This is a genomic window from Thermomonospora curvata DSM 43183 (assembly GCF_000024385.1).
GTDB classification, from domain to species: domain Bacteria; phylum Actinomycetota; class Actinomycetes; order Streptosporangiales; family Streptosporangiaceae; genus Thermomonospora; species Thermomonospora curvata.
The window spans coordinates 4,302,991-4,320,156 of record NC_013510.1 but is presented as its reverse complement, the minus strand read 5'-3'; the positions used below and the strand labels follow the sequence as shown (position 1 = coordinate 4,320,156).

Annotated in this window: 14 protein-coding genes; 10 read left to right on the top strand and 4 right to left on the bottom strand. The window is 72.2% G+C overall.

Annotated elements, in window-relative coordinates:
- Positions 1-147: 147 nt before the first annotated feature.
- The gene (locus tag TCUR_RS18560; RefSeq protein WP_012854083.1) at positions 148-861 is read left to right on the top strand and encodes a TetR/AcrR family transcriptional regulator; all 714 of its coding nucleotides are present in this window, start codon (positions 148-150) and stop codon (positions 859-861) included.
- A 286-nt stretch (positions 862-1,147) separates the two neighbouring features.
- Positions 1,148-1,978, top strand: coding sequence for an SAM-dependent methyltransferase (locus TCUR_RS18555; protein ID WP_012854082.1), 831 nt, complete (start codon positions 1,148-1,150; stop codon positions 1,976-1,978).
- A gap of 43 nt (positions 1,979-2,021) precedes the next feature.
- Here the strand turns inward: TCUR_RS18555 and TCUR_RS18550 are convergent, their stop codons facing one another.
- From TCUR_RS18550 to TCUR_RS18540, 3 genes are all read right to left on the bottom strand, one after another.
- A complete protein-coding gene (locus tag TCUR_RS18550; RefSeq protein ID WP_012854081.1) occupies positions 2,022-3,176 on the bottom strand; it encodes a methyltransferase domain-containing protein in 1,155 nt (384 codons plus the stop codon).
- A gap of 239 nt (positions 3,177-3,415) precedes the next feature.
- Positions 3,416-3,661 (bottom strand): DUF397 domain-containing protein, encoded by a 246-nt coding sequence (locus TCUR_RS18545; protein ID WP_052305703.1) that lies wholly within the window; start codon positions 3,659-3,661, stop codon positions 3,416-3,418.
- Positions 3,662-3,663: 2 nt separating this feature from the next.
- Complete coding sequence (locus TCUR_RS18540; RefSeq protein WP_012854079.1) at positions 3,664-4,518, bottom strand: helix-turn-helix domain-containing protein; 855 nt, start codon at positions 4,516-4,518, stop codon at positions 3,664-3,666.
- A 207-nt stretch (positions 4,519-4,725) separates the two neighbouring features.
- Here TCUR_RS18540 and TCUR_RS18535 point away from each other — a divergent pair, with 207 nt between their 5' ends.
- Positions 4,726-5,025, top strand: coding sequence for a hypothetical protein (locus TCUR_RS18535; protein WP_012854078.1), 300 nt, complete (start codon positions 4,726-4,728; stop codon positions 5,023-5,025).
- Positions 5,026-5,387: 362 nt separating this feature from the next.
- Here the strand turns inward: TCUR_RS18535 and moeZ are convergent, their stop codons facing one another.
- On the bottom strand, positions 5,388-6,569 hold the full coding sequence (gene moeZ / locus TCUR_RS18530; RefSeq protein WP_012854077.1) for an adenylyltransferase/sulfurtransferase MoeZ: 1,182 nt from the start codon (positions 6,567-6,569) through the stop codon (positions 5,388-5,390).
- 173 nt (positions 6,570-6,742) lie between these two features.
- Here moeZ and TCUR_RS18525 point away from each other — a divergent pair, with 173 nt between their 5' ends.
- The 7 genes from TCUR_RS18525 to TCUR_RS18495 all read left to right on the top strand — a co-directional run bounded on the left by TCUR_RS18525 (position 6,743) and on the right by TCUR_RS18495 (position 17,068).
- Positions 6,743-6,925, top strand: a complete 183-nt coding sequence (locus tag TCUR_RS18525) for a hypothetical protein (RefSeq protein WP_012854076.1) — start codon at positions 6,743-6,745, stop codon at positions 6,923-6,925.
- Positions 6,926-6,958: 33 nt separating this feature from the next.
- Positions 6,959-7,153, top strand: a complete 195-nt coding sequence (locus TCUR_RS18520; protein WP_012854075.1) for a CsbD family protein — start codon at positions 6,959-6,961, stop codon at positions 7,151-7,153.
- A gap of 91 nt (positions 7,154-7,244) precedes the next feature.
- Entirely contained in the window at positions 7,245-8,054 is an 810-nt protein-coding gene (locus TCUR_RS18515) for a hypothetical protein (RefSeq protein WP_012854074.1), read from the top strand.
- 20 nt (positions 8,055-8,074) lie between these two features.
- The gene (locus TCUR_RS18510; RefSeq protein ID WP_012854073.1) at positions 8,075-9,880 is read left to right on the top strand and encodes a S8 family serine peptidase; all 1,806 of its coding nucleotides are present in this window, start codon (positions 8,075-8,077) and stop codon (positions 9,878-9,880) included.
- A 135-nt stretch (positions 9,881-10,015) separates the two neighbouring features.
- Positions 10,016-10,324: an MGMT family protein gene (locus TCUR_RS18505; protein ID WP_012854072.1), complete on the top strand. Its 309-nt coding sequence runs from the start codon at positions 10,016-10,018 to the stop codon at positions 10,322-10,324.
- Between the two features lie 181 nt (positions 10,325-10,505).
- The gene (locus tag TCUR_RS18500) at positions 10,506-13,685 is read left to right on the top strand and encodes an ATP-dependent helicase (RefSeq protein ID WP_012854071.1); all 3,180 of its coding nucleotides are present in this window, start codon (positions 10,506-10,508) and stop codon (positions 13,683-13,685) included.
- Positions 13,682-17,068: an ATP-dependent helicase gene (locus TCUR_RS18495; RefSeq protein WP_012854070.1), complete on the top strand. Its 3,387-nt coding sequence runs from the start codon at positions 13,682-13,684 to the stop codon at positions 17,066-17,068. The genes TCUR_RS18500 and TCUR_RS18495 overlap by 4 nt, the downstream gene beginning before the upstream one ends.
- Positions 17,069-17,166: the final 98 nt, after the last annotated feature.

Genomic DNA, 17,166 nt, shown 5'->3' with positions numbered 1-17,166 from the left:
GCCCGGCCGGGCGGTTAACGATGATCGCGGGAATGAAACACGTTAACTGCTACGCCCGTAAACTCTCGCATACGGCGTTAACTTTCGTCAACGATGTTTGTGCGGAATCATGCAAAGACCGAGGTCAGGAAGGGAGGGGCGGAGATCATGGCCGAGACCAGGCGCGACCGGCTGCGCGCGGCGACCGTCGAGGAGATCATCCGGACCGCCCGCAAGCTGCTGGTCGAACAAGGCCAGGAGGCGGTGACCCTGCGGGCGATCGCCCGCGAGATGGGCATGACCGCCCCCGCCCTCTACCGCTACTTCGACAGCCACCAGGAGCTGCTCAGCCACCTGGTCGGAGACCTGTTCAACGACCTGACCGACGCCCTGTACGACGCCCTGTGCACGGTCCCGCCCGGCGACCTGGCCGGCAAGTTCCTGGTCGTCTCCCGCGCGTTCCGCCGCTGGGCGCTGGCGCACGAACGCGAGTACGCCCTGCTGTTCGGCACCCCCCTGCCCGGCCTGGACATCGACCGGGACGACTTCGCCACCGAGTGCGGGCGCCGGTTCGGCTGGGTGTTCATGACGCTGTTCCTGGAGCTGTGGAACAAGAGCCCCTTCCCCGTCCGCCCCGACGAGGAGCTCGACCCGGAGCTGCGACGCCAGCTGGAGCGCTACCGCGACTGGATGAGCGTCTCGCTGCCGCTGGGGGCGATGCTCACCTTCATCCAGTGCTGGGTGCGCCTGCAGGGCAGCGTCAGCCTGGAGGTGCTGGGCCACCTGCGCTTCGCCCTGGACAACCCCGCCCCGCTGTTCGAGCTGATGCTCGCCGAGTTGGCCCCCCAGCTGGGCCTGCGCTACAGCCCGCCCGAGGAGTAGCCCCATCGCCCCGGCTCGGCCTTTGAAAAAGGCGTGCCGAAAAAGGGTTTTCTCGAACTCCCTTTCGGGTGCCCGTCAATGCGGCGGTCTGCCGGCTCGGCGACCGGACGCCGTACGGCCTGCGCCGAACACGGCCTCACTCCCTGGATGCGCGCTCTGAAAAGCCTCTTCAGGCAGACCGCTCAGCGCGCTGTGAATCCGGCTCTGTCCAATTGTCCAAAAGATCAAAAACGGCTGCCGGATGTGGTTTCTTAAGGGGCGGGACCCGACTGGGAAGGGCTTGAGCATGAGCGGGTACGGCGAGGTGCCGCCCGGGGTCGATCCGACCGTTCCGAGCGTCGCCCGGATGTACGACTACTACCTGGGCGGCAAGGACAACTACGAGTCCGACCGGATCGCCGCCGAGAAGGTCATCGAGCTCGGCCGGCAGGCGGGCGCGGACGTCAAGGGGACCGCGCTCAGCAACCGGGCCTTCCTGGTCAGGGCCGTGCGCACCCTGGCCGAGGCCGGGATCCGGCAGTTCCTCGACATCGGCACCGGGCTGCCGACCCAGGAGAACGTGCACGAGGTGGCACTGCGGCACGCCCCCGACTCCCGGATCGTCTACGTCGATAACGACCCGACGGTCCTGGCGCACGCCCGTGCCCTGCTGGCCGACGACCGCCAGACCACGGTCGTCCAGGGAGACCTCACCGACCCGGAGAGCATTCTCGGCGACGCCGTCCTGCAAGAACGAATCGATTTCGGCGAACCGGTGGCGGTGATCTTCTGCGCCATCTTGCACTTCATCCCCGACGACGAAGCGGCCGCGAACGCCGTCGCCCGCTTCCGCCAGGAAATGTGCTCCGGCAGCCACCTGGTGCTGTCCCACCTGTTCCCCGGCCAGGTCGCCGAGGAGATGGTCACCGAATTCGGCCGGATCTACCACCGGACGGCCACCGGCTCGATCACCGTGCGCAGCCTGAAACAGATCCGCGAATTCTTCACGGGCACCGAACTGCTGCCCCCGGGCCTCGTCCCGGTGGAGGCCTGGCGGCACGGCGACGGCCTGCGCGAGGACTACGTCCCCGACTACCGCACTCCCTCCTGCCTGGGCGGGATCGGCCGCGTCCCCTGACCGCCCGGACGGTGGACGGGCCGGCGCGTGGCGAGACCGGGCTTCACTCGCACCCGGGTACCGGCGCCACGCGGTGATCGGGGGAGTCGAGCCAGATGTGCTGCCGTCCGTCCGGGGCGACGGTCAGGCCGTAGCGCGTCATGTCCGGGCGGCCGTGTGCCAGCCAGTGGCGGTAGGCGGCTTCCACTTCATCCCAAAGTCTGCGGGGTCCGTACTGCTCCACGCGGTGGGCGGCGCGGCCCTCGAAGTCCACCGAGGCCCACGACCGTTCGCCGGTGACGTCGAACAGCCAGATGGTGAACTCACCAGAGCCGTCCGAGGCGTCGAAGCGGTGCCAGGAGACGTCGGGCACCTGAACGCTGATGGCGAAGTCCGGTCCGGGACGTCCGAACATCTCCCGGGGGTCGAGGCCGGTGGCGGAGACGTCCGGAGCGTCGCCCGGGTGGACGTGGTCACAGAGCCTGCCCAGGTGGACCCGGTCCTGCCGCATCCACATGAACGCGGCCGGCCCGGTGAACGGCCCTGACGCGGTGCCGTCCGCGCCGACGGCGAGCCGCAGCAGGGCATCGTTGTGGTAGGCGTTCCCGAACGGGGTGACGATGACGCCGCCCGGCCGGGTCTGCCGGAGCCAGGCCGGGGGGATGCGCCGCACCGACGCCGTCGCGATGATCCGGTCATAAGGCGCTCCCGGCGGGTGGCCCTCGAACCCGTCGGCTGTGATCACATCGACCGGGCAGCCCGCCTCGGCCAGTGCGCGGCGCGCCCGCTGCGCGACCTGCGGATCCACCTCCACGCTGGTCACGCCGCCGGCTCCGAGCCGGGCGGCCAGCAGCGCGGCGTTGTAGCCGGTCCCGGTGCCGATCTCCAGCACCCGCATCCCCGGCTCCGCCCCCAGCTCATGCAGCATCCGCAACACCAGGCTCGGCTGGCTGGCGCTGCTGGTGGAGCACTCGCCCAGTGCACCCGGCACGGGCTCGCGCCCATCATCGACCTGGGTGACGACATACCCGTCGCTGTCCACCTCCCGCCACCAGCCGTCCGGGTCGTCCGCGCGCGAGAGGGGACGCCAGCCCTCCTCGTCCTCGACCCAGATCACCTCGGGAATGAACAGGTGCCGCGGCACGGCCCGGAACGCCTCCCGCCACTGCGGCGGCACCGCCCCGGCCTCCTCCAGCTCCTCGACCAGCCGCCCCGTCACTTCTGCTCTCCGGTCTTCTCCTTGCCCGACCCGTGCCTCCACTGCCCGTTGCTCTGCTGCCTGGCGAGCTTGCCCGTCGTCCCTCCTGCCGAGGTGCCGTCCGGGACATCGGCTGCCCGGGATGTCCGCTGGATGTTCCGGCAGGGCGAAGAGACCAGGACGCTGCATTCCGTGGTGAGAACCGCCTGCTGATCCTGCCGGTTGCGGTGGAGCTGCGCAGCGGTTAATGAACCGGTTCCCTAATCGTTGAAGAAGTCGAATTCGCCGTTGCGGACGCCTTTGAGGAAGGCTTCCCATTCGGCTCGGGTGTAGATGATGACTTCGGCGTCGGGGCGTTTGCTGTGGCGGACGGCGACGCGTTCAGTGCCGTCGTTCAGGGGACCGGCCTCGACGCAACTGCCGCCGTTGTGAGGGCTGTAGGTGCTGATGTGCCAGGCGATGCGGGCGCGCTCTTCGGGGCTGAGGGTCTGGTGGGTCTCGGACATGATCACTGCCATTCCTCTGCTAGCGCCGAGATCAGTTCGATGGAGTCGGCTGGTCCAAGGGCTAGGCTTTCGTGTCCATCGTACGCTCGGATGAAACGTTCTGTATCGGGTGACTCTATATAGATTGCACCCGCCAGTGTCTCGGTATACGCCACCTCAGGGAATGAGTCGGGCAGCGTGAATATGTCGAACGTGCCGTACGTGCCGGCCGGTGTGCCCGCGCGGAAGGGAAGGACCCGAATGTCTACGGTGGGCCTGGCTGCGTACTCGATGAGGTGGCGGAGCTGAGCGGCCATGATCGCCGGGGTGCCGATCTGGCGGTGCAAGACGGCCTCGTCCAAAATCACCGACAGCCGGGGCGGAGTGTCGCCGTCCAGTAGTCGCTGGCGAGTCATTCGCAGTTCGAGCCAGCGCTTTATCTGGTCGGGGGATGCGCCGGGCTCATTGACGCGGATCACGTGCTCGGCGTACTCGGGGGTCTGGAGTAGGCCCGGCACCACGATGGCCGCGAACGAGCGGATGTGCGTTGCGCGGGCCTCCAGCCAGACGAAGTCGATCATGGAGCCTGCGACGTCGTGGACGTAGCCGTCCCACCAGCCCTTTTGCCAGACGTCCTGGCTGAGTCGCAGGAGCGCTTCGCGGCGCTGGGGGTCGGAGACGCCGTACAGGTCCATCAGCGCCAGCAGGTCGGGGCGGCGGATCGGGTAGAAGCCGGACTCGAAGCGGCTGACGGTTCCCGGGTCCCGCTGCAGGTACTCGGCGGCGTCCTTGAGCAGGAGGCCGCTCTTTTCACGCAGTTCGCGAAGCTGCTGGCCGAGCCACTGGGACCGCAGTGTCGCCCGCTGTGGGGTGCGCATCCCGGGGTCTCCTTCCACCGGCTGTCATGAAGATGGCCACAAAAATCAAGAGGAACAACTTGTCCTCCTTGGGCCTTGGTGAAACGATACCAACTGTAGGTCATCCGACACTGTTTGTGACCGAAAACAAGCAAAAAGGGCCGGGACGGACCCATCGCGTGCCAGTCGGAGCCGTCCCGGCCCGGATGCTCGGAAGGGAGCACCCGAATGGAGGGTATCCGCAGGTCCGGAAGGCCGTCTGTTCCTCACGGGGACGAGCCGGAGAGCAGGATCGCCGCCGCTGAGGTCGCCGAGCCGGCCGGAGGGCGGGTCGCGCGGCTGTTCGCCCTGGTGCAGGAGTTCGACGACGACAACGACCGGCCGGTGCGGGAGGTCGTCGCCTATGGGATGGCGCTGCCCGGTGGGCACACCATGACGGTCACGCCGTCCGGGGCGGGCATCCACACCTGGCAGAGCCCGCACAGCGCGTCCCGGCGTCTGGGCTCGGAGCTGGTCTGGCTGGTCTGATCCTCGGTCCGGCCGCAAAAACGGCATGCCGTGTGCGTCCGGTGGCGTTCGGCCGGGGCGCTGGCATCCGCCGGCTCTGTGCGGCCGCGCCGGCGGAGACGGTCTGGTGTCATCCCCCGGCGTTCACCGGGCTGAGGGCGGTTCCCGTCCCGCGAGAGCCACCCTGATGTCCATTCCCGGCGCCGAAGACGCGTTCCATACGGACGCAGATCCGAAGCGTCCCCATGGGCATGCCGTCGGCCGGTGGGGGAGCGGTTGCCACTCCGCCGGACCATCGGGCGGACAGCGGTCCCCTCAAACCGAGGGCCGGATACGCGACGGTGGCGGACCCCACAAGCCGGGGGTCCGCCACCGTGCGAAGGTCAGTAGGTCGGCAGGCTCGGGTCGATCTGGTTGATCCAGGCCAGGATGCCGCCGCCGACGTGCACCGCGTCGGAGAAGCCGGCGTTCTTGACCACCGCCAGGGCCTCGGCGGAGCGGACGCCGGACTTGCAGTGCAGGACGATCTTCTTGTCCTGGGGCAGGCGCTCCAGGGCCGAGCCGTTCAGGAACTCGCCCTTGGGGATCAGCGTGGCGCCCGGGATGGAGACGATCTCATGCTCGTTCGGCTCGCGGACGTCCACCAGGAAGATGTCCTCGCCGCGGTCCAGCATGGCCTTCAGGTCGTGCACCGAGATGGTGGAGTCCTTGACGGCCTCGCTGGCCTCGTCCGACAGGGTGCCGCAGAAGGCCTCGTAGTCGGGCAGCAGCTCGGTGATGGTGGGGTTCTTGCCGCACAGGGCGCACTCGGGGTCCTTGCGGACCTTGACCGAGCGGTAGGTCATCTCCAGGGCGTCGTAGATCATCAGCCGGCCGACCAGCGGCTCACCGATACCGGTGATCAGCTTGATGGCCTCGTTGACCTGGATGGAGCCGATGGAGGCGCACAGCACGCCCAGCACCCCGCCCTCGGCGCAGCTGGGCACCATGCCCGGCGGGGGCGGCTCGGGGTACAGGCAGCGGTAGCACGGGCCGTGCTCGGCCCAGAACACGCTGGCCTGGCCGTCGAACCGGTAGATCGACCCCCACACGTACGGCTTGCCGAGCAGCACCGCCGCGTCGTTGACCATGTAGCGGGTGGCGAAGTTGTCGGTGCCGTCCACGATCAGGTCGTAGCCGGAGAAGATCTCCATCACGTTGTCGCGGTCCAGCGCGACGTTGTGCACCACCACGTTGATCAGCGGGTTGATCTCCCGGACGGTGGCGGCGGCCGACTCGGCCTTGGGCACGCCCAGCGACGACTGCCGGTGGATGACCTGGCGCTGCAGGTTGGACTCGTCCACCACGTCGAAGTCGATGATGCCCAGCGTCCCGATCCCGGCGGCGGCCAGGTACATCAGCGCGGGCGAGCCGAGACCGCCGGCGCCCACGCACAGGACCTTGGCGTTCTTCAGACGCTTCTGACCCGCCATCCCCACGTCGGGGATGATCAGGTGCCGCGAGTAGCGATTGACCTCTTCGCGGGTGAGCTCCGCAGCGGGCTCGACCAGAGGGGGCAACGACACGGTGATGCTCCTGTGCTCAGCCTGTAAGGGCGGGTGGGACGCCGCCCGTCGGCGATCCCGTCACAGCACAACCTTGCCATGCCGCCGCTGATTCCCGAACACGGACCTCGCCAGGCATGAAATGGGCGATAGCGGGCATCGATGGGCGACCCGACATGTGAGGAGTCGACCCGATGCGGTTCTTGCGACGCGTCATGCGGCGCCCGGTCGTCCGCGAGCGGACGCCGAGCCTGAGAGAGCTGCGGGCCCGGTTGCGGACGGAGCAGGCCGAGGCGCGGCTGCTGGACACCGAGAGCCGCATTCACCGGGAGGCGGCGCGGATCCGCCGGGAGATCCGCTCGTCCAAGCGGCAGTGACGAAACCGGCGACGGTGTGAAAGGCGGGCTCGGATGAGTTTTCTGGACAAGCTCAAGAACAAGGCGCAGCAGATCACAGGGCGCGGCAAGGAAGAGGTCGGCCGGCGCACCGGCGACAGCGGCCTGGAGAGCGAGGGGCGCGGCGAGCGCGCCACCGGCGGCATGAAGCAGGCCGGTGAGCGCGTCAAGGACGCGGCCAAGGACGTTCGGCGCGGCTTCGGGCAGTGACCTCGCCCACGGCGTGCGGTGCAGAGCCCTTCGAAGCGGAGGGCTCTGCACGTATGCGCGGATAGCGTCGATGGGCGTTATGTTGTGAGACGTGGCCGTCCAGCCGTTTCGCGACCCGCCGGAGCTTGAGCCTGCGCGGGAGGAGCCGGATCGGCGGCCCGCCGTGCACCCCGCCGGGCACAAGGCGTTCGGCCTGCGCGGACGGCACTGGGCGTGGGCGGCGATCGCGGTCGCGGCCGGATACCTGGCGCTGGGCGTGGTCGCGGTCACCGGCGCCGTGCAGATCCTCACCCGTGAACCCACCGACGCCGAGCTGCGCCGGGCCGCCGACGCCGAGGTCGCCCGCCGCTGGCAGGCCTGGCCCGCCGGGCGGATCTTCCCCGAGCGGCTGACCTACCTGCCCGGCACCGACGAGGTCGAGTACGCCACCAGGGCGGGCATCGCGCCCGGCACCGACTGCAAGAGCGCGGTGGACGCCTCCATCGCCCCCATCCTGCAGCGCCACGGCTGCCGCGCCGTGCTGCGCGCCACGTACGCCGACCAGCTCGAAGGGGTGGTGGTGACGGTGGGCGTGGTCGTCTTCCCCGACCAGCAGGCCGCCTACAAGGCCCGCCGGGAGATCCCCGGATCGCCCACGGCGCTGCGCGCCGCCGCCTTCCCCGGCACCGTCGCCGCCCGGTTCGACGACGCCGCCCGCCAGGTCGGCACGGCCGAACGCGGCGGTCCCTACCTGGTGCTGACCACCGCGGGCCACTCCGATGGACGCCCGGCCGCCGCGGTGCGCGGCAAGCAGCAGCCCGGCGACCTGTTCGGCCTGGTGCCCCAGCTCGGGCACGCCATCGCGCAGAATCTGTCCACCCGGGCGCTGCCGGACTGCACCAGCGCCGACTGGCAATGCTGACCTGCGACGGGAGGGCGGCGATGAGGAAAGCGGTGCGGGCCCGGGCGGTCGCGCTGGCCGTCGCCCTGCTGGCGTTCGTCGGCATGCCCGCACCGGTCTGGGCCGATGAGATCCGCGACCGGCAGCGCGCCATCTTGAACACCCTCGGCGTGCAGGAGGCCTGGCAGTACACCCGGGGCGGCGGGGTGACCGTCGCGGTCGTCGACTCCGGGGCCGACCCCTCCCACCCGGATCTGCGCGGCTCGGTGACGGTCGGCCCCAACCTGCTGTCGCGCACCGACGGCGGACGGGCTCCGGCGGGACGGCACGGCACCGGCATGGCCTCGCTGATCGCCGGGCACGGCCACGGCCCCGGAGGCCGGGACGGCATCATCGGGGTCGCGCCCGAGGCGCGGATCCTGTCGCTGCGGGTGATCGCCGAACCCGAGGACCCCGGCTACCTGGCCTACCGCACCAGCCGGGCGGCGCGGGACGCGGTGGCCCGCGGCATCCGTTACGCCGCCGACCACGGCGCCGACGTGATCAACCTTTCGCTGGGCAACGCCCGGCCCAACCCGGCCGAACGCGAGGCCATCGCGCACGCCATCGCCAAGGGCGTGGTGGTGGTCTCCGCCGTGGGCAACGACGGCGACAAACGCGAGCTGCTGGACGCCGACGGCTTCGCCCCCTACTCCTACCCGGCGGCCTACCCGGGGGTCATCGCGGTGGCCGCCACCGACGCCAAGCACCGGCGGGCGCCGTTCTCCACCCGCAACCACTCGGTGCTGCTGGCCGCGCCGGGGGACGATGTGCCGATGGCCGGGCCGGACGGCACCTACTTCCTGGCCGAGGGCACCAGCGGCGCCAGCGCGCTGGTCTCCGGGGTGGCCGCGCTGATCCGCTCCCGCCACCCCGACCTCAAGCCCTCCCTGGTCAAGCAGGCGCTGCTGGAGAGCGTCCGGTTCGGCCCGCCCGGCAAGTACAACGCCTCGGTGGGGTTCGGCGAGGTCAACGCGGCGGCGGCGGTGCGGGCGGCGGACCGCCTGGCGGGCACGCCCCGCGGCGGCGGCGCCCTGCCCAGCAACGAGCGCTTCACCGACGGGGAGCCGCCGGGCCCGGTGAAGGTGATCGACCAGCCGGCGTGGACCGAGCCGGTGGCGGTCGGCGTCATCGTGCTCACCGTCGCCGGGGCGGGCCTGGCCGTGGCCGTCTCCGTCGCGCTGTACCGCCGCACCAGGCCCGCCCCGTCGGACCCCCGCCCGGCCGCGGCCGAGGAGCCGCCGCCCGAGCCGCCCCCGCCCCTGATCTTCGATCCGGACGCCCCCGCCGAGCCCGAACCGGTGCCCGTCGCGGTGACCTTCGAGCCCGCGGACGTTCCATTGGCGGTCGAGACGGCCCCGCCGCGCCCGCAGGCCACCGTGTCCGTCCCCTCGTACGTCCCCGGGACGGGCCCGCGGCCCAAGGCTCCCGCCTTCGAGCCTCCCGACCTGCCGCCCGGCCCTCCGCCGCCCGAGCCCGCCCAGCGCAAGAGACGGGTGCCGCTGGTTCTGGACCCGCCCCCCGGCGCGGGCAGGCCGACCTTCGAGCCTCCCTACCCGCCGGCCCCGGTCGCCCCGTCGCTGGCGCCGCTGCAGCCGGTGGTGGGCGCCTACGGCCCCTGGCCGCCTCCGGGCGCACCGGCACCGCCATACGGGACGCCGTGGCCGCCTCCGAACGGGCCGTCCGGCCGGCCATGGCCGCCTCCGCCGTCTCCGGGTGCACCGGCATCGCCGTATGGAACGCCGTGGCCGCCTCCCAACGCCCCCGGGCCGATGCAGCCCCCTCCGGACGGAAACAGGACTGCGTAACAGGCGACCGGCCGGGCGGCGGGGCTTTCTGGAAGCACGGCCGGTGCTCGGATGACGTGCCCACAGGCCCGGCGGAAGCAGGCCGGTGCCGCCGATTCCCTCGCGCCCCGGCGGTGGGACGGCCAGAATCGGACGATGCAGCAGGAGCCTGACGAGTTCGCCGAGCTGGTGCTGGAGGTGGCGGAGCGGATCCCACCCGGCCGGGTGCTGTCGTATGGGGACGTGGCCGAGCTGCTGGGACGCGGCGGCCCCCGGCAGGTCGGGCGGGTCATGGCCCGCTGGGGCGGCGGCGTGCCCTGGTGGCGGGTGATCCGCGCCGACGGCAGCCCTCCGCCCGGCCACGAGGTGCGGGCCCTGCAGGAGTACCTCGCCGAGGGCACCCCGCTGGGGCAGGACGGGACCCGCGTGGACATGCGGCGGGCCCGCTGGGACGGCCGCTCCTGACCCGCGGCGGCGGCACGCGGGGGAAGGCACGCCGCCGCAGCGGGTCGGCCGGCGTCACCCCCGCCCGGTAGGATCACCGAACCCACAGGCCACGGCCGTCACACGCGTCCCTTATGTCACATTTGAGACATAAGGGTGTTCAGGCCAGGCGAAACCCGATGATCTGCTGGAATCGTCTGTTGTGCCATCAGCGTCCTACCGCCTCGTCCGTCGCTCCGGCCTCATCCGGACGGCCCCGCCCGAGCTCGACGAGCAGCAGCGGCGGGTGGTCGAGCATGCGCACGGGCCGCTGCTGGTGCTGGCCGGGCCGGGCACCGGCAAGACCACGACCATCGTCGAAGCGGTGGTCGACCGCATCGAACGCCGCGGCTGCGACCCCGAACGGGTCCTGGTCCTGACCTTCAGCCGCAAGGCCGCCGAAGAACTGCGGCACCGCATCACCGGGCGGCTGCGCCGCACCACCCGCGCCCCGCTGGCGCTGACCTTCCACGGCTACGCCCACGCCCTGTTGCGCCGCGATGCGATCCGGCGCGGCCAGGAGCCGCCCCGCCTGCTGTCGGCCCCCGAGCAACTGCTGGAAGTGCGGCGGCTGCTGGAGGGCGAGGCCGCCGACGGCGCCGTGCACTGGCCGCGCCGCCTGCATGAGGCGCTCACCACCCGGGGCTTCGCCGAAGAGCTGCGCGACTTCATGCTGCGCGCCGCCGAACGCGGCTACGGCCCCCAGGAGCTGGAAGAACTCGGCTACCTCAAGGGCCGCGACGACTGGGTGGCCATCGGCCGGTTCATGAACCGCTACGAGCAGCGTTTCGCGGTCGACCCGGTGCTGACCTACGACTACACCGACCTGATCGAGGCCGCCGCCGCGCTGCTGGCCGAAGAAGAGGTGCGCTTTCAAGAGCGCGCCGCCTACGACGCGGTGTTCGTCGACGAGTACCAAGACACCGACCCCGCCCAAGAACACCTGCTCAAGCACCTGGCCGGCGACGGCCGCGACCTGGTCGTGGTGGGCGACCCCGACCAGTCCATCTACGGATTCCGCGGCGCCGACGTGCGCGGCATCATGGACTTCCCGCACCGCTTCCCGACCGCCGACGGCCGGCCCGCCCCGGTCGTGGCGCTGCGCGAATGCCGCCGGATGAGCCCGGCGATCCTGGAGGCCTCCCGCCGCATCGCCCGCCGCCTGCCCGCCGGCCCGTCGGCCGCCGAGCACCGCGCGCTGCGCCCCCGCCAGGGCGCCGAGGACGGCGAAGTGCACGTCGTCATCGCCGACAGCCCCGGCCAGGAGGCCGCCCTGGTCGCCGACGAGCTGCGCCGCGCCCACCTGCTGGAGGGAGTGCCCTGGTCGCGCATGGCGGTGCTGGTGCGCAGCGCCGTCCGGCAGGTCCCGCCGCTGCGCCGCGCCCTCGCCCAGGCCGGGGTGCCGGTGGTGGTGGCCGGGGACGAGCTGCCGCTGATGGGCGAACCGGCCGTCCGGCCGTTTCTGATGCTGCTGCGCGCGGCGCTGGAGAAGGGCTACCTGACCGGCGAGGTCGCCGAGGAACTGCTGACCGGCCCGCTCGGCGGCGCCGACGCGCTGACCCTGCGGCGGCTCAAACGGGCGCTGCGGGAGGTGGAGACGCTCTCCGGCGGCGACCGTCCCGTGGGCGAGCTGCTGGTGGCCGCCCTGGAGGACCCCCGCGAACTGCTGCTGGTCCACCCCAAGGTGCGCGCCCCGGCCGAACGTGTCGCCCACCTCCTCCAGGTGGCCCGCCAGGGCGGCACCGCCGAAGAGGTGCTGTGGAACGTCTGGCAGGCCAGCGGCCTGGCCGACGCCTGGCTGGAGCAGAGCGCCAAGGGCGGGGCCCGCGGCGCCGCCGCCGACCGCGACCTGGATGCCGTGGTGGTGCTGTTCGAACGCGCCGCCCGCTTCACCGACCGAATGCCGCAGGCCGGGCCCGAACTGTTCGTGGCCGAGATCTCCGGCGAGGAGATCGCCGGGGACACCATCGCCGACCAGGCCCCCGAAGGCGAGGCGGTGCGGATCCTGACCGCCCACCGCGCCAAGGGCCTGGAGTGGGAGGTGGTCATCGTCGCCGGAGTGCAGGAAGGGGTGTGGCCGGACCTGCGGCTGCGCGGCTCCCTGCTGGGCGTGGAAGAACTGATCGAACACCACGCCGGCAGCGACCTCGCCGACCTGCTCGCCGAGGGGGGACGCGGCACCGCCGCGGGCGCCTCCATGGCGGCCAAGCTGCTGGACGAGGAGCGGCGGCTGTTCTACGTGGCCGTCACCCGGGCCCGCCGCCGGCTGGTCGTCACCGCCGTGGGAGGCGACGACACCGAAGAACGCCCCTCCCGCTTTTTGAACGAACTGGCCCCCGGCGCCCTCGAACGCTCCGAACTGGATGAGAAAACCCGCTGGCTGTCGCTGCCGGCCCTGGTCGCCGACCTGCGCGCGGTGGTCACCGACCCGTCCCGGCCCCAGCCGCTGCGCCGCGCCGCCGCCGCCCACCTGGCCCGGCTGGCCCGCGCCGGGGTACGCGGCGCCCACCCCGACTCCTGGTACGCCATCACCGCGCTGTCGGACCCCCGCCCGGCCTTCACCGCCGACGAACAGATCACCATCTCCCCCTCCCAGGTGGAGACCTTCACCACCTGCGGGCTGCGCTGGCTGCTGGCCTCGGCGGTCGGCGCCCGGGACGGCGGGCCCGATGAGCTGGCCACCATGGGCAAGGTCGTGCACGCCGTCGCCGAGCTGGCCGGCAGCCACGGCGACCTCGCCGAAGAGGACGTGGCCCAAAGACTGGACGAGATCTGGAAGGAACTGAACTTCGGCAGCTCCTGGTACTCCGGCAAACAACGCGAACAGGCCGCCAAGATGGTCGATAAGTTCCTGGCCTGGCACCGCGCCAACCCCAACGAGCTCGTGGCGCTGGAGGAGGACTTCCAGGTCGAACTCGGCCGGGTGGTCATCCGGGGCCGCATCGACCGGGCCGAACGCGACGAGCACGGCCGCGCCGTGGTCGTCGATATCAAAACCTCCGCCCAGAAGGTCCCCGACAAGGAACTGGCCCGCCACCCCCAACTGGGCGTCTACCAGTACGCGGTGACGCTGGGCGCCCTGCAACGGCACGGCCTGGTCGAACCGGGCGGGGCGGTGCTGGTGCAGGTCGGCAAGGGATCGTACGAGAACAAGGCGCGCGAGCAGCGGCAGCCGCCGCCCGCCGAGGACGGCGACCCCGACTGGCCCAAGAAACTGGTCGAGGTGGTGGCCACCGGCATGGCCGGCGAGGTCTTCCAGGCCCGTCCCAACGACAAATGCCGCACCTGCCCGGTGCGGTCCTGCTGTCCCGTCCACGACGAGGGCGGGCAGGTGGGGTTGTGATCACCCCCGTCGAACTGGCCCGCCTGCTGGAGCTGCCCGAACCCACCCCCGAGCAGGCCCGGGTGATCTCAGCGCCGCTGGCCCCCATGGCGGTGATCGCCGGGGCCGGCTCCGGCAAGAGCGAGACCATGGCCGCCCGCGTGGTGTGGCTGGTGGCCAACGGCCTGGTGCGGCCCGAACGGGTGCTGGGGCTGACCTTCACCCGCAAGGCCGCCGGTGAGCTGGCCACTCGCATCCGCCGCCGTCTCGACCAGCTCCGCGACCGCCTGCCCCAGGACGAACTGGACCGGCTGGGCGGGGAGGCGGCCCTGGACGGCGAACCGGCGGTGTCCACCTACCACTCCTATGCCGCCCGGCTGTTCGGCGACCACGCCCTGCGCGCCGCCCTGGAACCCACCATGCGCCTGATCAGCCCGGCCATGGCCTGGCAGCTCGCCGCCCGGGTGGTGGACGACTACGACGGCGCCATGGACGGCATCGACTGGCGGCCGGACACGGTGGTGCGGGCCGTGCTGGACCTGTCCGGCGAGCTGGCCGAGCACCTGCGCACCCCCGAGGACGTCCGCGAGATCGGCCGGCGGCTCCGGGCGCAGTTCGACGCCCTGCCCGGACGGCGGGGGGCCGCAAAGAACGTGCTGGCCACCCAGGAGATCCGGGAGCGACTGCTGCCGCTGGTGGAGGCCTACCAGCGGGCCAAGATCGAACGGGAGGTCCTCGACTACGGCGACCAGGTGGCGTTGGCGGCCCGCATCGCCCGCGACCACCCCGACGTCGGGATGATCGAACGCTCCCGCTATGCGGTCGTCCTGCTGGACGAGTACCAGGACACCAGTCACGCCCAGCTCGTCCTGCTCACCTCGCTGTTCGGCGGCGGCCACCCGGTCACCGCGGTGGGCGACCCGTGCCAGTCCATCTACGGGTGGCGGGGCGCCGGCTCCGGCAACCTGACCGGCTTCCCCGAGGACTTCCCCCTCGCCCCGGCCGTCCCGAGCCGGGTCGCCGCCGTGCCCCCGCCGCGCCCCGGCCGGCGCCCGCCCCGGCACGCCCGTCCCGCCCCCACGGCCACGCTGTCGATCAGTTGGCGCAACGGCGAACGCATCCTGGAGGTCGCCGCCCGCATCCAACAAGGCCTGCGCGCCGACACCGCGAACGTGCCGCGGCTGCGTCCGGGGGAGGGCCGCCGCGGCCGCGGCCGGGTCGAGTGCGCCCTGCTGCCCACCGTCACCGCAGAAGCCGAGCACATCGCCGAGCGCATCCGCCGCCTGCGGGCCGCCGACCCCGAGCTCGCCCCCGACGGGCTGCCCTGGGACGAAGGGCCGCTGAAGTACTCCCACATCGCCGTGCTGGTCCGCCGCCGCTCCCAGATCCCGCCGCTGCGCAAGGCCTTGGAGGAACGCGACATCCCCGTCGAGGTGGTCGGGCTGGGTGGGCTGCTGACCGTCCCCGAAGTGCAGGACGTGGTGGCCACGCTGCGGGTGGTGCACGACCCTACCGCCGGGGCCTCGCTGGCCCGGCTGCTGACCGGCCCGCGCTGGCGGATCGGCCCGCGCGACCTGGTGGCGCTCGGCCGCCGCGCCCGCCGGCTGGCCAGTGAGAACACCCGGGACATCACCCCGCCCCCCGACGCCTCCGAGCTTCGGCCCGAGCCCGCAGCGAACGCCGAGGAAACCGACCCGCTCCGCCAGGTCGTCATCGAGCTCACCCAGGAGACCGGCAGCCTGGTGGACGCCCTCGACGACCTGGGCGACCCGTCCGCCTACTCGCCCGAGGGCCTGGCCCGGCTGCGCCGCCTGGCCGCCGAGCTGCGCACGCTGCGCTCCCAGGTCGGGCTGCCGCTGCCGGACCTGGTCGCCGAGGTGGAACGCACCCTGGGCCTGGACATCGAGGTCGCCGCCCGCTCCGGCCTGGACCCGGCCGGCGCCCGCGCCGACCTGGACGCCTTCATCGAGACCGCCGCCTCCTTCGCCGAGGAGTCCGAAAACCCCACCCTGGGCGCGTTCCTGGCCTACCTCAAGGCCGCCGAGAGCGAGGAGTTCGGCCTGCCGGCGGGGCGGGTCAGCGAGAGCGACAGCGTCAAACTGCTCACCGTGCACGCCGCCAAGGGCCTGGAGTGGCCGGTGGTGGTCGTCCCCGGGCTGTGCTACCTGCCGAGCGGAAGCGGCCGTCCCGTCAAGGGCTCGATCTTCCCCTCCCCGCCGCAGCAGTCCACCCGCTGGACCGACAACCCCCGCCTGCTGCCGTTCGAGCTCCGCGGCGACTACGAAAAGGGCAACCTGCCCAGACTCAACGGCCTGACCAAGGCGGACCTGGACCGCTTCAAGGACGAGTGCGCCGATCGGGATCTGCGGGAGGAACGCCGCCTGGCCTACGTCGCCGTCACCCGCGCCTCCCACCTGCTGATCGCCACCGGCCACCGGTGGGGCGCCACCGCCCGCCCGCTGCACCCCTCGCCGTTCCTGGAGGAGATCCGCCAGGCCTGCGAGACCGGGGCGGGCCGCGTCGTCAGTTGGGCCGACCCCCCCGAAGAAGGCGCCGCCAACCCTCTGCAGGCCGAGGCGGAACCCGGCCGGTGGCCCGCCACCCCCGAGGGCCGCCGCTACGCCGCCATCGTGGAGGGCGCCGAGATGGTCCGCGACGCCATGGTCGGCCGCATCGCCCCCTGGGCCGGCGACGACGGCCTCACCGAGGCCGACCGCCGCCGCATGACCGCCTGGGCGCGGGATGTGGAGCTGCTGCTGGCCGAGCGGGACCGCGGCCGCGGCGGCGACGTCCTGCAGGTCGAGCTGCCCGCCAAGCTCACCGTCTCCACCCTGGTCGCGCTCTCCCGCGACCCCCAGGAGGTGGCCCGCTCGATCCGCCGCCCCATGCCGCGCCCGCCCGCCCCCTACGCCCGCCGCGGCACCGCCTTCCACCGCTGGCTGGAGTCCCGCTGGGGCCAGCAGCGCCTGCTGGACCCCGACGAGCTGCCCGGCGCCGCCGACGAGGGCGCCGCCGACGACTCGATGCTGACCGAGTTGCAGCGGCGCTTCGAAGAATCCGAGTGGGCCTCCCGCCGCCCCCTCGACATCGAGGTCACCTTCGAAACCGTCCTCGGCGACCGCGTGCTGCGCGGCCGCATGGACGCCGTCTTCACCGCCCCCGACGGCGGCTATGAGGTCGTCGACTGGAAGACCGGCCGGCCCCCCGCCGACGAGGACTTCCGCCACGCCGCCGTCCAACTGGCCGCCTACCGCCTGGCCTGGGCCGACCTGGCCGGCGTCCCCCTGGAGAAGGTCAGCGCCGCCTTCCACTACGTCCGCTACAACCGCACCATCCGCCCCGCCGACCTCCTCGACCGCGCCGGCCTGACCGCCCTGCTGGAGAACATCCGCCCCATCGACTGAAACCGGCGCGCAGATCCGGGAGCACCGGCTGCGGGGGAGCGCTTTCACCGCCTCCCGCCGGTGTGAGGGACCCCCTATGGCCAGAAAGTGAAGTTCGG